We start from the raw sequence: 17,036 nt of genomic DNA, 5'->3' as shown, positions 1-17,036 counted from the left end.
GGGACATACCGTGCCAAAGCGGCACATCGTTGTGCTAATCCGGTTTGAGGCCCAGCAATCAGGCCTTGCGGCTGGCCGTCGCTTCCCAGGCGGCTTCGGCCAGGTCGGTCAGCCGGGCGCGTGGGCGGTACAGGCGGACCTCGAAGGCGATCTCGTCGCTACGCCCGCCCAGCTCGGCCAATGCGCCGCGGCGGCAATCCGCCGCCACCATGGACCAGGGCAGCCACGCCACTCCCACGCCCTTGGCGACGGCGCCATGCGCCGCGTCCAGCGAATCGCTGCGCACGAAGGGCGTCAGCGCGTACGGCGTGGCCTCCAGCCGGTCTCCCACGATGCGCTCCATCGCCAGACCGCCGGTATAGGTGATCAGCGGCACGGGCGCGCCGCCCACCTGCAGCTGATAGCGCGGCCGGCCGCGGGCGTCCATCTGGCTGACCGGCACCAGCTTGTCGGTCGCCAGCGTCATGTAGCGGTAGCGCGACGGGCTGAGCGGCACGGACAGCGCCGGGTGCTCGTAGCAGCACAGGAGGTCCACCTTGCCCTGCTCCAGCCTGACCACCAGGTCCTGTGCCTTGCCGGTGGACAGCTCCACCTGCGTGCCGTCGGTCAGCACACGGGGCGCGCGGTGCCGCAGCCGGGCAATCCAGTCGGCCACCAGCGTGCGCGCCAGGCTACGCCCCGTGGCGATCCGCAGCACGGCCTCGCCGCCCGCGCCGGAACTGCGGATGCGATGGCGGACCAGTCCCATCTGCTCGACCACCTGCGTGGCGGTTTTCAGCAGCGTCTCGCCTTCGGGCGTCAGCGTCACCGGCAGTCGCTGGCGTTCCACCAGCGGGGTGCCAGCCCACGCCTCCAGGGCGCGGATGCGCCGGCCGAAGGCGGGATGCGTGACGTGGCGCAGTTCCGCGGCGCGCACGAAGCTGCCGGTCTGCGCCAGCGCGATCAGGTCTTCCAGGAGTTTCAGGTCTGCCATGGACGACAAGCTTACGGCATCACGACGCTAGGCCGCGGCTTGTCCCTCGGGCAGGGTAAGGATGCGCTCGATGACCTGTGCCGTCTCGCGGTAGTGCGCGGCCAGCAGCGCGGCCGCGCGGCCGGCATCGCGCGCCACCGCGGCATCTAGCAGCGCGCGGTGCTCGTCGTCGACGTCGCGTTCATGGCCGTACGCCACGGCCTGGGCGCGCGCCGGCCGGCGATAGCGTTCCGTCTGCGCGTATAGCTGCGCGGACAGGTCCAGCAGCCAGGGCGAGCGGCAGGCGCCGATGAGCGCCTGATGAAACTCCTGATGCCGGGCCTCCAGCGCGTCCTCGCGATCCGGGTCCAGGCCGGGCGCGGCGTCCGCCCGCCGGGCCGCCAGCGACAGCGCATGAAACGCCCCCACCAGCCGTGCCTCCCAGGCGTCGTCGGCGTTGGCCAGCGACCGCCGCAGCGCATCGCAATCGATCAGGATGCGGGTTTCGCAAGCATCGCGCATTTCTTCCACGGACAGCGGCGCGATCCGAAAGCCGCGCGACGTGGTGGTAAGCACCATGCGCTCGCTGCGCAACCGGTTCAGCGCCTCGCGGATCGGCGAAAAACTGCCGCCGTAGCGCTGGCGCAGCAGTTCCAGCCGCAGCGACTGGCCCGGCGCAAACGCGCCGCGCATGATGTCGCGGCGCAACTGCCGGTAGATGTGTTCGGACAGCGTGATGTCTTCGACCCCGGCGCCGCCGTCGGCGGCCGCATCCTCGCGCGGGGCCTTGATTCTGGGTTTCAAGCGTCGTGCTCCTAGACGGCCACCACCGGATGGCGCAGCGTGCCGATGCCTTCCACGCAGGCCACGACCACGTCGCCCGGCCACAGGAATTCCTGCGGCTTGCGCCCGGCCCCCACGCCCTCCGGCGTGCCGGTGGCGATGATGTCGCCCGGCTCCAACGTGATGCCGGCGCTGATGTCGGAAATCAAGAACGGCACCTTGAACAGCATGTGGCGCGTGTTCGATCCTTGCTTCTTTTCGCCATTGACCGTCAGCCACAAATCCAGCACCTGCGGATCGGGGATTTCGTCGGCGGTGACGATGCACGGGCCGAACGGCGCGTACGTGTCCTGTCCCTTGGAATAGATCCACTGCCCTGCCCGGCGGCAATCGCGCGCGCTCATGTCCAGCATCACGCTGTAGCCAAACACGTAAGACAGCGCGTCGGCCTCGGCCACGCGCGACGCGCGCCGCCCGATGATGACGGCCAGTTCCACTTCCCAGTCCAGTTGCTGCGTGATCCTGGCGTTGTGCTCGATGGCATCGCCCGGCCCAATCACCGTGGTGGGCGGCTTGGAAAAGATCACCGGCTGCTTGGGCAGGTCGGCCGACGTGTCCAGCGTGCGGCTGGATTCGGCCACATGCTCCACATAGTTCAGCCCGATGCCGAAGATGTTCTTGCGCGGACGCGGGATGGGCGCCAGCAGCTTCACGTTCTCCTGCGGCAGGGCCGTGCCCACCGGCCAGTTGCCGCGAAACGTGTCCAACAGGCGCGTCGCCTGCGCGACCGCCACCGGCCCCAGGTCGATGAATTCCAGCATGTCGCCGGGCAGGTCCACCCCGCCTTCCTGGCCCAGCAGGAACAGGTCGACGACATAGCCCTCGACAAGCGCGCCCAGGCGGGCGGCGGCGGTGGGATGAGCGCGAAAGGTCACGAGGCGCATCGGGAACTCCAGAAGGTCAAAGGGTGGTGGAACCGGCCGGTGCGGCGCGGCGTTATGCGTTCAAAACTAGATCAGCTGTTGATGACCGCCGTTGTCCTGCACCGCTTCCTCGCGGTACAGCGCAAGCGCGCGCATGACGGGCAGGTCGTTGAAACAGAAAAGGCACGCGTCATCGTTGAACGACAGGTTCGCGTGTTCGTGAACGGCCCAGGAGGGCACGCAGAAGATGTCTCGTTCGGTCCAGTCGTAACGCTTGCCGTCGATCACGGAAAACCCGCTGCCCTTGGCCACCTGGTAGATAAAGCTGCCGGTGTGCCGGTGCGCCTGGGTGTGTTCGCCCGGGCGCAGCAACTGCATGCTGGCGCCGATGGTGGGCATGACCGCGCCGCCCGTTGCCGGATTCACGTACTCCAGCAGGATGCCATCGTACGGACTGCCCGGCGCGGTGCGCGCATAGCGGCGCAGAGCCTCATACGTAGGCTCCCATTCGTACTTGAAGAGCGGGGAATAGGGCTTGGTCCACCCGGACACCTGCGGCCGCAGCGCCACGCCGCCCCACGCGCCGCTGGTGTCGTCCACCGGGTGCGTCACCGTCTGATTCAGGTCGGGATGCACGGCATAGAAACCAGCTTCCAGCGCATTGACCAGCGGAATGTCCAGGCCGTCCTGCCAGATGCAGGTCGTGCCGTCCTCGGCCACGCCATGCTCGTGCCACGTGCCGTTGGGCGTCAGCACGAAATCGTTCGCGCCCAGCGTCATCTTGTGGCCGTCCACCACCGTGTACGCGCCTTGTCCTTCCATGATGAAGCGCAGCGCCGAATGCGTGTGCGCGTGTGCGCTGGCCAGCTCGCCCGGCTTCATCACCTGCAATCCGGAATACAGCCAGCCCACCGCTGCGGCAACGTCCTGCCGGCCCGGGTTGTTCAGGTAGATCACGCGCCGGCCCGCCTCTTCGGGGGACACCAGCTCGGCGGAGCGCAACACATGGCCGCGCAGGTCCCGGTACCGCCAGACCACGGGCACCGACGCCGACCGCGGCGCCCACGGCTCGATCTTGTTCGCCACCGTCCACAGCGCGCCCGTCTCAAGCCGCGCCAGTTCCTGGTAGTAGGCCACCCGCTCCGGCGAGTCGGCCACATTGGCGCGGCCCGCGGTGTCCTCGCGGTAAGCGTCGTAGCGGTTCGCTTCCATGTCGTGCCCCTGGTTTTATAAAACGCCGAGGATTTTCGAAAATACTAAGCGTGCCATGAAGGGCGGGCAATGGGCAGGCGCTAGGGGTTTTCCTGCAATGTTGGCAAGGCCGGCACGCAGCCCCGTGAAAATATATGGACGACCTGCGCAAAAATACTGTACAAAAACACAGTGCGACGTGATACATTTCGCTCGCCCGAAAAACTGTCGTCCAGGGGAGAATTCCTGTGTCAGAAGCTGCTCATCTCGTTCAGTACATCGTCGTTCCCTATCGCGCCGCCGCCAATGGCGTCGCCCCCGGGGAAATCCGTCCGGCCAGCAGCGAATTCGGAGCCATCCGCATCGCGAATTCCATGGCTTCCAAATTTGCAGGCGTTGCCGCCTACGAAGTGATGATCGACAAGGAAACCGGCGACATGGAATCGCCGCGCATCCTGATGCAGATCGGCACCGTGCCTGCACTGGACGACTAGCCAACGCAAATCGCCCGCCCCGCGTGCATGCGGGGCGGGCGATTCAATGGCTTGGGGCGCCTTGCCAGCGCGCCTCTGTGGGTTCGGTCATCCGCAGAATCCTGATCTGCGAGCGCTAGAACAGATACTTGATCCCCATCGAGCCACCGACCGCGCGCAACCCCGACGCACCGCCCAATCCCTGCTCGGCGTTCAGCTGCACATTGACGAAGGTGTTCTTGCCCGCCCGCCGGTCGTAACCCGCCGACAGCCCCACGCGCGATCCGTCCAGTTTGTTCTCAAACGCAATGTCGCCTTGCGTCAGCGTCTGGTATTCGCTGGACGATTCCCCCAGCGTGTGCCGGTAACTCAGCATCAGCCAGCCGTGGTTCCGCGTGTCGTCCTGCCCGCCCCAGGCCTTCGACAGCTTCAGGCTCACGCGTGTATGCAGCGCATGCGATGCCGGCAATGCCACTTGGCCAATGTCATCATCACCGTCGCGCAGCTTGACGTGCTGAACCATCACCTGCGCCTGCGGCTCGAGTCGAAGCCCGCTGGACGCATCGCCAATATCAAACGCCTTGCCGGCTTCGGCCGAGAGCGCCGCGCCCCACCCCGACGTCTGCATCGACATGCCATCCGCGCCGCTCGATTGGGTTTTCACGCCGTACCGGCTTATCTGCGTGACGAAGTCGGCATACCCGCCATTGCCATCCATGATCGTGTAATACGCGCCCAGGCCATACATCGTCTGGTCGCTGCGGCCGGCATTGATGGTCGAACGCGTGGAGGCCCGGTAATGATCCACGTCGGCGCGCGAAACCAATGCGGTGCCGAACACGCCCAGGCTGTCGCGCCGGATGCCCTTGCTGGTCACCAACAGGTCCGTGCCCACCTGCAGGCCACCCAGCGTCGTGCGGCTTACCACTTGCGACTGCAGGATGCCGCGCGAAGCGCCATCGCGGTCTTCCCAGCCCCCCAGCGTTCTGGCCCAGACGTAGGGGTAGACCTTACGGGCCAGTGTTTCAGTCGCGCCCATGCGTTCGTTGAAGGTGCCCACCGCCAATTCGGACTGCCGCAGGGCTTGGCCGCCCAGCTGCGAATAAAGCGAGACCTCGGGGCGGACCTCGCTGATCAAGTACCAGTTGTTGGCAAGTTCCGGCGAGCCATCCTGCGCGCCATGCGTCAGCACATAGTGAAACGCGCCGGCCCGCGGGGCTTGTCCGGGCGTTTGCTGGAACGCATTGTCCGTGCTGGCGCCGGCCCTGACGACCAGAAAGCCGTTGCCGCTGAAGGGATCGCCAAACCCACTGTCGTTGTTGATCGTCAGGTTGGTCAACCCCGTGGCCCCGGCGTTCAAGGTCAGGTAATCCGCTGCGCCGGTGGCGGTGGCATGCATGTGCAACTGCACTTCACCGCCCCCGCCCACCAGATTGTTGGCGGTGAACGTGCGGCCGATTTCATCGTGGGTCCAGTCCACGGGCGGCGCAAACGCGACGCTGCCCTCAAGCCGAAGTTCGTTGACGGTGCTGAGGTTGTTGGCTTGCGCGGGGTTGGAAGCGGGGTTGGAATCATCGGTCAGGACGTTCCATTTGCTGGTCGCGTCGATGGAAAGATTCGGTCCATCCACCCAGCCGTCGAGCCGTGCGCCGTTGGCCAGTCCGAGGCCGGCATCGCCCGCCCCAACGACCCGGGCAACCGCAAGATCGGCCTGACCCAAGGTCGTGCCATTGATGACCAGCGTGCCATTGTCCACCCGCGTCATGCCGCTATAGGAGAGCGGCCCGGTCAGCGTGGTCGTGCCGCCCAATTGATGCAGCTCCCCCGTGCCCGATATGGCATTGGAGAACCAACCGTCGCGTTGAGATATCGCCAGGACGGCGTTGTTCTCGATCGCGCTCGCGCCCAGGGATCCGCCGTCGTAAAGCCCGCCAATGCCAAGGTGCAGCACGCCCTCTTCAATCACGACGGGACCGGAAAATGCATGGTTGTCTTCGCTGATGAACAGGGTGCCAGCGCCCGTCTTGGTGAGCGTGCCCGAACCCGTGATATTCCCCCTCATATGCAGATCCGGCTGCACCCCGGCAGGCAGATCGGGACCTGCCGTACGGATCGCGCCGTCTCCCGCGAAATGCACGTCGCGATACATCTGCATGTGGCTATCCACTTGCAGCCCGCCGCCGTTGAAGGTGAGCAGGCCTTGCGGGTTGCCCAGGCTTTTATCGTGATCAATCGCGAGCCACCCGCCCGAAAGGGTCCAGGACGTCTGAACCGCCGGGTCGGTCCAGTCTGTCAGCTTCCACGTCCCGGCAGAAGTTTTCTCGAAGGCATTGAAGCCCAGATACTGCGCCGACCCGGTCGCGCTGTTTCCGATCAAACGGACATCAAAGGCGTTGCTCTCGACGTCCAAACGGGAGTCCCAGCCGCCATCCAGGACAAGCGTATTCTTGCCGCCGGATTCCGTGGCATCGACCAGGCCAATGATCTGGCTGTCCGGGTTGTCCCAGCCGCCCTGCCCTTTGAGCACAAGGGTGGAATCGCGGGCGGTCGCGGCATATTTGATGGCGGTGTCCTGGTTCTCCGGCCCGTGCGATATCGTTCCCGTATTGATGATCACGGAGTTGGCGCCCGTGACGTAGACGCCGTGACCGCTCCTGCCGCCGGCGCCGCCCGCCGGGCCGCCCTCGTTGTAGCTGCCAGGCCCGCCGTTGCCGCCCGATCCCCCCGCCGCGCCGCCACCACCGCCGCCGCCGCCGTAACCGTCCAGAACGGCATCTATTTCCTCCCGACTCAACCCCAGCGCCAGCGCTTCGGCCGCTTCAGGGTTGGCGATGCCGCCGTCCACCCCGGGCTCGCCGCCGGCAATGCCGCCCTCGCCGCCCACGCCCGGAACCTGGCTTTCGCGTAACGCCTGGCCCGGCGTTCCTCCATGGGTGTATGTGCCACCGCCTCCGCCGCCGCCCCCTGCAAACTCGCTGGCGCCTGGGCTCTGAAGATTGCCGCCGCCGGGCGAACCATTGACGCCCCCGTGGCCGCCATCTCCCCCAAAACCCGCTCCAATCCCCCCGCCAAAGGTGACGTCCGCGCCGCCGCCGCCCCCGCCGCCCGCGCCGCCGCCCGCGCCCCCCCTTCCGTCACCACCGCGGCCGCCATTACTGGACACGGTCATATGAAACGCGCCGCCGCCACCGCCCCCGCCGCCGCCGCCCTTGCCGCCACTGATCGAGTAGCCGTCGTTATGCAAGACCACGCCGTCGCCCGAGATCACGATGCCGTGCCCGCCATTGCCGCCCGTGCCTCCCGCGCCGCCCACGACGCCGCCGCGTCCACCGCCTCCGCCGCCGCCACCGCCGCCGCCCGGCGCCCCTTCGATGTCGTCATAGGTCGTATAGGACGTCGTGATATCCAGGGCGGTAATACCATCCCCGCCGTCCCCGCCCCTGCCGCCATTGGGAGCCCCGCCCACGCCGCCCGTCCCCGCCTCACCGATGATCAAGGCGTGTGCGGTGGGATGGGACACGCCCAGAGAGATCAAAGACAGGCCAAAACAAAGCTTGAGCGCGATACCGCGCGCTTTGTCGATTCGATTTCGAGTCGAATCCGCATGTCGCAACGCCAAGCAAGAATCCGTGTGCATCGTTGGTTCATCCTGGGTGTGGATTCACGCGCGGCTTCACGAATTCGATTGCGCCTGGCGCGTAGGGCCGTGCCAGGCAAAATCATCTGCTTGAGGTTTCAAGAACGTGGAACACCGGGCTTGCCGGCTGCGCGCTGAATAATCCGATTAATCACATCGCGCGACGTGGACTGCGGGTTTTTGATCGCTTGCTGGAACCCTCTCGTCGGCGCGATCAGTGTTCCGTATGCGCATCGGATTCGCCGAGAGTACGTTTACTCAGTTGGCGCGCACACATCCAAAATCATCCACGGTCCTCGTAGAATCCGACTGATCCTGGAGCGGCCGACGCCGGCACGTCGGCCGCTCCAGGATGGATCGTGCAAGAAGCGGATCCGCTAACGCTAGAACAGGTGCTTGATCCCCAACGATCCTCCCACCGCGCGCAGGCCCGACGCCCCGCCCAATCCCTGCTCGGCGTTCAACTGCACATTGACGAACGTGTTCTTGCCAGCCCGCCGGTCGTAACCCGCCGACAGCCCCACGCGCGATCCGTCCAACTTGTTTTCAAAGGCAATGTCGCCTTGCGTGAGCGTCTGGTATTCGCTGGACGACTCCCCCAGCGTGTGCCGGTAACTCAGCATCAGCCAGCCGTGGTTCCGCGCGTCGTCCTGCTCGCCCCAGGCTTTTGACAGTTTCAGGCTCACGCGCGAATGCAGTGCACGCGATGCCGGCAACGCCACTTGTCCAATGTCGTCATCGCCGTCGCGCAGCTTGACGTGCTGGACCATCACCTGCGCTTGCGGTTCGAGTCGAAGCCCGCTGGACGCATCGCCAATGTCGAACGCCTTGCCGGCTTCGGCCGACAGCGCCGCGCCCCAGCCCGACGTCTGCATCGACATGCCGTCGGCGCCGCTCGATTGGGTCTTCACGCCATAGCGGCTGATCTGCGTGACGACGTCGACGTACCCGCCCTTGCCATCCATGATCGTGTAATACGCGCCCAAGCCATACATCGTCTGGTCGCTGCGGCCGGCATTGATGGTCGAACGCGTGGAGGCCCGGTAATGATCCACGTCGGCGCGCGAAACCAATGCGGTGCCGAACACGCCCAGACTGTTGCGGCGGATGCCCTTGTTGGTCACAAAGAGGTCCGTGCCCACCTGCAGGCCGCCCAACGTCGTGCGGCTTCCCACTTGCGACTGCAGAATGCCGCGCGAAGCGCCATCGCGGTTCTCCCATCCGCCCAGCGTTCTGGCCCACGCATACGGGTACACCTTGCGGGACAGCGTTTCGGTCGCGCCCATGCGCTCGTTGAAGGTGCCCACCGCCAGCTCGGACTGCCGCAGCGCTTGCCCGCCCAGCTGCGAGTAAATGGAGACCTCGGGGCGGACCTCGCTGATCAAGTACCAGTTGTTGGCAAGTGCCGGCGAGCCATCCTGCGCGCCATGCGACAGCACATAGCGGAACGCCCCGCCCCGCGGAGCCTGGCCTGGCGTCAGCTGAAACGCGTTGTCCGTGCCGGCGCCCGCCTTGACCACCAGAAAGCCGTTTCCGTGGAGCGGATCGCCGAAGCCGCTGTCGGTATTGAGCGTCAGATTCGTCAGCCCCGTCGCCCCCGCGTTCAAGGTCAGGTAATCCACGGTGCCGGCCGAGGTTGGAATCATGTGCATCTGCACTTCACCGCCGCCGCCCGCCAGATTGTTGGCGGTGAACGTGCGGCCGATGGCCTCGTGGGTCCACTCGGCGGGCGGCGCAAACGCGACGCTGCCTTCAAGCCGAAGCGCGTTGACGGTGCTGAGGTTGTTGGCTTGCGCGGGGTTGGAAGCGGGGTTGGAAGCATCGGTCAGGATGTTCCATTTGCTGGTCGCGTCGATCGAAAGATTCGGTCCATCCACCCAGCCGTCGAGCCGTGCGCCGTTGGCCAGCCCGAGGTTCGCACCGCCCGCCCCAACGACCCGGGCAACCGCGAGATCGGCCTGACCCAAGGACGTGCCATCGATGACCAGCGTGCCGTTGTCCACCCGCGTGATGCCGGTGTAGGTGAGCGGCCCGGTCAGCGTCGTCGTGCCCGAACCGGCCTGCCACAGCTCGCCAGTACCCGATATGGCATTGGACAGGATGACCGCGTCGGCGCGGTCTATCGCCAGGGCGGCGTTGTTCTCGATCGCGCCCGTCCCCAACGATCCGACGGCCTGGCCCGCGCCCAGTTGCAGCACGCCGTCGTCGATCAGCGTTGCGCCGGCGAAGGCATTGTCGCTGTCGATGATCCACGTGCCCGCACCGGTCTTGGTCAGCATGCCCGATCCGGTGATCGCGCCCTGCATCACAGAGACCGTCCCGTGCACCGTGCGGATCGCGCCGTCACCGACGAACTGCATCTCGCGCTGCGAGGAGACGTTGGCGTCCAGCTGCAATCCGCCGCCGCTGAAAGTGAGGGCCCCGGTCGCGTCGCCCAGGCTGGCGTCATCGGCAACCGCGAGCCACCCGCCCGACAGCGTCCAGGGCATGAGCGCCAGGCTTGGCGTACCCGTCAGCGTCCAGGTTCCTGCCGAGGTCTTTTCGAAGGCATTGAAGCCCAGGTATTGGGCCTGCGCGCCGCTCCCGATCAGACTGACATCAAAGGCCTGCGCCGCGCCGCCATCCAACGTCAGCGTATTCTTGCCGCCGGACTCCGTGGCGTCGATCAGACCGATGATTTCGCTGCCGGCTTGCAAAACCAGCGTGGAATCGCGCGCGGTGGCTGCATACTTGATGGCGATGTTCTGGTTCGCCGGCCCCTGCGAGATCGTGCCCGAATTGATGATCACGGAGTTGGCGCCGGTGACGTGAACACCATGACCGCTATTGCCGCCAGCGCCACCAGAAGGCCCGCCGGCGAATCCAGACCCTCGCCCGCCGTTGCCGCCAGATCCACCGGCCGCGCCGCCGCCTCCGCCGCCCCCACCCCATCCTTCCAATGCCGTTCCTGGATTTGCTCGGCCACCGTCGACGCCGGACTCACCGCCAGCCATACCGCCTGATCCGCCTACACCCGGACTTTGGCTCTGGAACAACCCCTGGCCCGCCGACCCACCGTTGGTGTAGGTGCCGCCACCACCGCCTCCGCCACCGGCATACAAAGAAGTCCCCGGGACGTCGCCGCCACCTGGCGTGCCATTTTCACCCCCATTGCCGCCGTTTCCGCCGTAACCCGTTCCATCGATCCCGCCAGGATTGATATCCGCACCGCCTCCGCCGCCACCGCCCGCCCCGCCGCCTTCTCCTCCGGAGCCATCACCACCGCGACCGCCGTTGCTGACCGCATCCTCACTGTAGCTACCGCCACCCCCGCCCCCGCCGCCACCGCCCTTGCCGCCGCTGATCGAATAGCCGTCGTTATGCAGGACCACGCCGTCGCCAGAGATCACGATGCCGTGCCCACCGTTCCCGCCCGCGCCACCCCCGCCGCCGTCAAAGTTTCCCGGCCCGCCGCCCCCGCCACCGCCGCCTCCGCCGCCCGGCGCGCCTTCAATGTCGTCATAGGTCGTATACGACGTGGTGAGATCCAAGGCGGCAAAACCATCCCCGCCATCGCCGCCGTTGCCCCCATTGGCAGCCCCGCCTACGCCGCCCACCCCCGCCTCGCCGACGATCAAGGCACGCGCCTCGGGATGCGGGGACATGCCGAGAGAGATCAAAGACAGGCCAAAACAGAGCTTCAGCGCCATACCGCGCGCCTTGTCGATTCGATTCGAGATCGAGTCCGCATGTCGCAACGCCAAGCAAGAATCCGTGTGCATCGTTGGTTCATCCTGGGTGTGGATTCACGCGCGGCTTCACGAGTTCGATTGCACCTGGAGCACAGGGGACGCTCCAGGCAGAATCGTGATCTTGATCTCGCAGGAACGTGGAACACCGGGGTCGCCGGTCGCGCGTTTGAGTAATCCGGTTAATCACATCGAGCGACGGCTGCGAGCTGAAAAGCGTTAAAGCCCGTGTCGTCGGTGTGTCAGATTCTCTTCATGCGTCCCGGCTTTACCCAGAGTAGGATTACTCGGAAAGCGCGACAGTCTTCACAAGAATCAGTTGCCGTGGAATATCAGACGATCGCTATGGCGCATGTTCCAAGACCGTGCCAGCGATCCGGCGGGTCTCTTCATGCAAGGTCGCTAGAACAGATACTTCACCCCCACCGAGCCGGCCACAGCCCGCAACCCTGACGTGCTGCCCAGGCCCTGTTCGGCATGCACCTGCACATTGACGAAGGTGTTCCTGCCCGCGCGCCGGTCATAGCCCGCCGCCAGGCCGACGCGCGATCCATCCAGATCGTTGTCGAATGCGATGTCGCCCTGCGTCGCGGAGGGATACGAACTGGAGGACTTTCCCCGCGTGTGCAGATAGCTCAGCATCAGCCAGCCGTGGCTTTGCGTCTGGGGCTGCTCGCCCCAGACTTTCGATAGCTTCAGACTCACACGCGAATGCAGCGCGTGCAGTCCCGGCAGTGCAACGCGGCCCACGCTGTCTTCAGCATCGCGCAACTTGACGTGCTGGACCATCACCTGGGCTTGCGGTTCAACGCGCAGACCGCTGCCATCGCGAACATCGAAGGCCTTTCCGGCTTCGGCGGAGACCGCGGCGCCCCATCCGGATGTCTGCAGGGACGTGCCCAGCGCACCGCGCGATTGCGTCTTCACGCCGTACCGGCTGACCTGTGCGACGAAATCGGCGTAACCGCCCTTGCCGTCCATCAGCGTGTAATAAGCGCCCAGGCCATGCATCGTCTGATCGCTGCGGCCGGCATCCGCCGTCGATCGCGTGGATGCCTGATAGTGCGCCACGTCGTTACGGGAAATCATTGCCGTTGCAAACACGCCCACGCTCTGGCGGCCAACGCCTTTGCTGGCCACGAACAAATCCGTTCCCACCTGCAGCCCGCCCACCCGCGAATCCACGGCGACGTTAGCTTGCCGGATCCCCAGGGGCGCGCCCTTCCGGCGCTCCAGGACGCCTAGCGACCGTGCCCAGGCATAGGGGTAGACCGTTCGCGCCAGCGTTTCGGTGGATCCCATTCGTTCGTTGAACGACCCTACCGCCACCTCGGACTGCCGCAAGGCCTGATTGCCCAACTGCGAGTAGATGGACACCTCGGGGCGGATATCGCTGAACAAATACCAGTTGTTGGCCAGATCCGCTGCGCCGCTTCTCGCGCCTTGCACCAGGCCGTAATTGAACGCGCCCACCTGCGTGGGTTGTTCGGGGGTTTGTTGAAACGCCTGGTCGGTGCTGGCGCCGGCCTTGACCACCAGCCACCCGTCGCCGGCCAACGGATCGCCGAATCCGCCAGGCGTGATGATATTCAGGTAGGTCAATCCCGTGGCGCCCTGGGTCAGCGTCAGGTGATCCGCGGCGCCGGTCGGGTTCACGTGCAGCTGCACCTCGCCGCCGGCGCCCACCAGGTTGTTGGCGGTGAGCGTGCGGCCGGCATGATTGTTAGCCGCATCGGAGGGCGGCGAAAAGGCGATGCTGCCTGCAAGCTGAAGTTCGTTGACCCTGCTGAGGTTGTTGCCCTGCGCGGCAGGCGTGGCATCGGCCAGAACGTTCCATCGGCTCGTCGCATCGATGACGAGGTTCGGCCCGTCCATCTGGCCGTCGAGCCTGGCGCCGTTCGCAAGGCTCAATGTCGCACTGCTGGCGCCGGCGACACTGGCGGCCGCGTGACCGGCCTGACCCAGCGCAGTGCCATGGATGACCAGCGTGCCTTCGTCGACGCGCGTAACGCCGGTATGGGTGAGCGGCCCCGCCGCCGTGGCGTTGGCCGTTTCGGTATTGCTACCCAAGATGATCCATGTGCCGGCTCCTGTCTTGGTGAGGCTGCCCGCGCCGCTGATCGTGCCCTGCATCACGGACACCGTGCCGGCGGCCGTGTGGACCGCGCCATCGCCGCGCAACTGGAAATCGCGCTGCGACGACATGCTGGCGTTCAGTTGCAATCCGCCGCCGTCGAAGACGAGGCCGCCAGCCAAGTCCCCCAGCGCGGCGTCATCCGTGATCGCAAGCCATCCGCCGCGAAGCGTCCAGGGCGTGAGCGCCATGGCGGGCGACCCCGTCAGCGCCCACATGCCGTCAGACGTCTTCTCGAATGCGTTGAAACCCAGATACTGACCCTGCGCGCCATCGCCGATCTGGCCGACGTCAAAGGCCAGCGCGGCCCCGCCATCCAGGACCAGCGTGTTCCTGCCGGCCGATTCGGTGGCGTCGACGAGGCCTTGAATCACGCTGCCCTCACGGAGCATCAGGGTCGCGTTGCTGGCGGACCCTGCATACTTGATGGCGGTGTCCCGGTTGACCGGCCCCGGCATGATGGCGCCCGAGTTGATGATGACGGAATTGGCTCCCGTGACGTAGACGGCGTGATTGCTGCTGCCGGCGCCACCGCCGCCGTTCGTATCGAAGCGCGTGTACTGACCGCCGTCGCCACCCGCGCCGCCCGGCGCACCTCCGCCCCCGCCGCCGGGCGCAAACCCTTCGTACGGCTTGGCATCATCTCCGTTGACGCCGGACGCCCCGCCGGCAATACCACCCGGTCCGCCCACGCCCTCACTCAGCACCGGCCACACGTCCTGACCTGCAGCCCCACCGTTGACGGATGAACCGCCGCCACCGCCACCGCCGCCCGCCCAGGAGACACCGATGGGCCCACCGCCCCCCACAAGGCCATCTTCTCCGCCGTGGCCGCCGTCTCCTCCGAAGCCCGTCCGGATATACGCCCCGCCTCCCCCGCCCCCGCCGGCGGCGCCGCCTGCGCCCGTCGAGCCGTCGCCACCGCGGCCACCGTCGGCCTCCACGGAGAGGTGGAAGGTGGAGCCGCCCCCGCCGCCGCCGCCACCGCCCTTGCCGCCGCGGATCGACCAGCCGTCGTTGTGCAACACCACCGCGTCGCCTGAGATGACGATGCCGACCCCGCCGTTCCCGCCGGCGCCGCCAGCGCCGCCCATGGAATTGCCGTGCCCGCCACCTCCGCCACCCCCACCGCCACCGCCGGCCCCGCCTTCGACGTCGCCGGCCGTGGTGTACGACGTCGTGAGGTCCAAGGCGGCCTGGCCATGTCCACCGTCGCCGCCGCGCCCTCCATTGGATGCGCCTCCCTGGCCGCCAGCCCCCGACACGCCAACGATCCCGCCAGCGGCAACGGCAGGGTGCGACACGTCGACGGAAAGCAGCAGCAGGCCAAAGCAGAGCCTGTACGCGGTTATTCGGGCCTTGAGAAACAGCGTTGACTCGGCACGTTGCAGCGCCGCGCGGGAATCCACGTCCATCGATCGATCATCCTGGGTGTCGGATTCACGCGCGGCTTATTTCCGTTTCGCCTGGAGGGCAGGTGACGCTGCGCGCGCCATTGACCGCTTGCGCGTGAATATCCGTTTGTTCACGTTGAACGACGGTGCCGGGCCGCAGATAGTTGGAGCCCGCTTCGTCTGTGTGATCGATTGTGTTCAGACGCGGCGGATTCACCCAGAGCACTATTACTCCGACGGTGCGACCGCTTTCTCAAACATCAACGGACGCATGAAATCCGACAGATCGCCATTGCGTTCGAATGGGTACCGTGCCAACCATCCGGACAGGTGAATGTCGGCGCAGGACTGGTCGCGGGCAAGGGCGCTTAGGCATAAAGAAGGTGCGTAAACGGATGCACATGGCCGAATGCACATAACCGCATGCTCATCACCGAATGCACATCAGAATGCACATAACCGAACGGCGCAAAAACAAAAGGCCCCTTTGAGGGGCCTGGAAAACGCACAGCTTGTCTGGATTGGCGCGCCCGACAGGAATCGAACCTGTATCAAGAGCTTCGGAAACTCTCATTCTATCCATTGAACTACGGGCGCAGCGCAAGGAGGCGGTATTGTACCCAGTTTTGCGCGATCTGCATGAACTGGATCAAATCTTCCGGCAAACTCATCGAAAACCCGTCCTGACACATTGGACGATCGTCCCTGACACCGTTATATAATCCAGCGTTTGCTTGCAGGCGGGCATGGGTTGCCGCCGACTTGTGCAGTACTGATTTTCTGTTGCCGCCGCCAAGGCGCCCCCGGTACCCGTTAGCAGGATTTGGTCATGAGCAACGAGCAGGAACACATAGAAGAGCACTCCTCCCCCATCAAGACCCCGAAGCAACTGATCGTCACGGTCGTCCTGGCTTTCGTGGTTCCCATCGCCATCATCATCCTTCTGGTGAACATGGTGGTCACAGGCACCAAGACCGGCGCCGGGTCGGACGCCCTGTCCGGCGAAGCGGTCGCCCGGCGGATCGCCCCCGTGGCAGGTTTCGAACTGGTTGATGCCAACGCGCCCAAGGTCTTCAAGACCGGCGAGCAGGTCTTTGCTGCTGTCTGTACGGCCTGTCACACCGCTGGCGTGGCGGGCGCTCCCAAGATGGGCGACAACGCCGCGTGGGCGCCGTTCATCAAGGCAGGCTACGACGAGATGCTGAAGGTCGCGCTGCACGGCAAGGGCGGCATGCCCGCCAAGGGCGGCAACCCGGCCCTGTCCGACTACGAAGTCGCGCGCGCCGTGGTGTACATGGCCAACAAGTCCGGCGCCTCGCTGGAAGAACCCGCAGCCCCCGCTGAAGAAGGCGCCAAGAAGGAAGGCGAGGCCGCAGCCGCGCCCGCCGCCCAAGCCGCTGCACCGGCAGCCGCAGCGCCGGCAGCCGCAGCACCTGCCGCTGCCGCACCTGCTGCCCCGGCCCCCGCCCAACAGGCTGCCGCCGTCAATCCGGCCGGCGAAAAGCTCTACAAGACGGCCTGTTTCGCGTGCCACGCCACGGGCGTCGCCAATGCGCCCAAGTTCGGCGACAAGGCCGCCTGGGAGCCCTACATCAAGACCGGCATGGACGCCATGGTGAAGGTCGCCATGACGGGCAAGGGCGCAATGCCTCCCAAGGGCGGGGCCGCCAACGCCTCCGAAGAAGACATCCGCGCCGCCGTTCAATACATGGTCGACGCCGCCAAGTAATACCCGCCGGCAAGCCAGGCAACAAAAAGCCCCTTGAATCATCAAGGGGCTTTTTTCATGGCCGCAACGTCTTCATACGTTGAAAAGGTGTC

The 17,036-nt window shown here is 66.0% G+C and carries 9 protein-coding genes and 1 tRNA gene; 2 read left to right on the top strand and 8 right to left on the bottom strand.

What is annotated here, in order from left to right; all coding sequences use genetic code 11:
* Window positions 1–58 precede the first annotated feature (58 nt).
* The 4 genes from HV786_RS19010 to HV786_RS18995 form a co-directional block, all read right to left on the bottom strand.
* A complete protein-coding gene (locus HV786_RS19010) occupies window positions 59–973 on the bottom strand; it encodes a LysR family transcriptional regulator (RefSeq protein ID WP_056327576.1) in 915 nt (304 codons plus the stop codon).
* A 27-nt stretch (window positions 974–1,000) separates the two neighbouring features.
* Window positions 1,001–1,756 (bottom strand): GntR family transcriptional regulator, encoded by a 756-nt coding sequence (locus tag HV786_RS19005; protein ID WP_175211554.1) that lies wholly within the window; start codon window positions 1,754–1,756, stop codon window positions 1,001–1,003.
* A gap of 11 nt (window positions 1,757–1,767) precedes the next feature.
* Entirely contained in the window at window positions 1,768–2,679 is a 912-nt protein-coding gene (locus HV786_RS19000; RefSeq protein WP_062840266.1) for a fumarylacetoacetate hydrolase family protein, read from the bottom strand.
* A gap of 66 nt (window positions 2,680–2,745) precedes the next feature.
* Window positions 2,746–3,870, bottom strand: a complete 1,125-nt coding sequence (locus HV786_RS18995) for a cupin domain-containing protein (protein WP_128827082.1) — start codon at window positions 3,868–3,870, stop codon at window positions 2,746–2,748.
* A gap of 227 nt (window positions 3,871–4,097) precedes the next feature.
* Here HV786_RS18995 and HV786_RS18990 point away from each other — a divergent pair, with 227 nt between their 5' ends.
* On the top strand, window positions 4,098–4,343 hold the full coding sequence (locus tag HV786_RS18990; protein WP_128827083.1) for a hypothetical protein: 246 nt from the start codon (window positions 4,098–4,100) through the stop codon (window positions 4,341–4,343).
* Between the two features lie 115 nt (window positions 4,344–4,458).
* Here HV786_RS18990 and HV786_RS27485 read toward each other — a convergent pair whose 3' ends face one another.
* The 4 genes from HV786_RS27485 to HV786_RS18970 all read right to left on the bottom strand — a co-directional run bounded on the left by HV786_RS27485 (window position 4,459) and on the right by HV786_RS18970 (window position 15,812).
* Complete coding sequence (locus tag HV786_RS27485; protein WP_175211552.1) at window positions 4,459–7,842, bottom strand: autotransporter outer membrane beta-barrel domain-containing protein; 3,384 nt, start codon at window positions 7,840–7,842, stop codon at window positions 4,459–4,461.
* Window positions 7,843–8,342: 500 nt separating this feature from the next.
* Window positions 8,343–11,648 carry an autotransporter outer membrane beta-barrel domain-containing protein gene (locus tag HV786_RS27480; protein WP_175211550.1) on the bottom strand — a complete coding sequence of 1,102 codons (3,306 nt, stop codon included), beginning with the start codon at window positions 11,646–11,648 and terminating at the stop codon, window positions 8,343–8,345.
* A 441-nt stretch (window positions 11,649–12,089) separates the two neighbouring features.
* Entirely contained in the window at window positions 12,090–15,236 is a 3,147-nt protein-coding gene (locus HV786_RS27475; RefSeq protein WP_175211548.1) for an autotransporter outer membrane beta-barrel domain-containing protein, read from the bottom strand.
* 501 nt (window positions 15,237–15,737) lie between these two features.
* Window positions 15,738–15,812, bottom strand: a tRNA-Arg gene (locus HV786_RS18970).
* 232 nt (window positions 15,813–16,044) lie between these two features.
* On the opposite strand from HV786_RS18970, the gene HV786_RS18965 reads away from it, so the two are divergent.
* Entirely contained in the window at window positions 16,045–16,944 is a 900-nt protein-coding gene (locus HV786_RS18965) for a c-type cytochrome (protein ID WP_175211546.1), read from the top strand.
* The last annotated feature ends 92 nt before the right edge of the window (window positions 16,945–17,036 follow it).

Origin of the sequence: Achromobacter mucicolens (assembly GCF_902859725.1) — a bacterium.
In the GTDB taxonomy this organism is placed as follows: domain Bacteria; phylum Pseudomonadota; class Gammaproteobacteria; order Burkholderiales; family Burkholderiaceae_B; genus Achromobacter; species Achromobacter mucicolens.
This window is presented reverse-complemented; position numbering and strand designations above follow the sequence as displayed.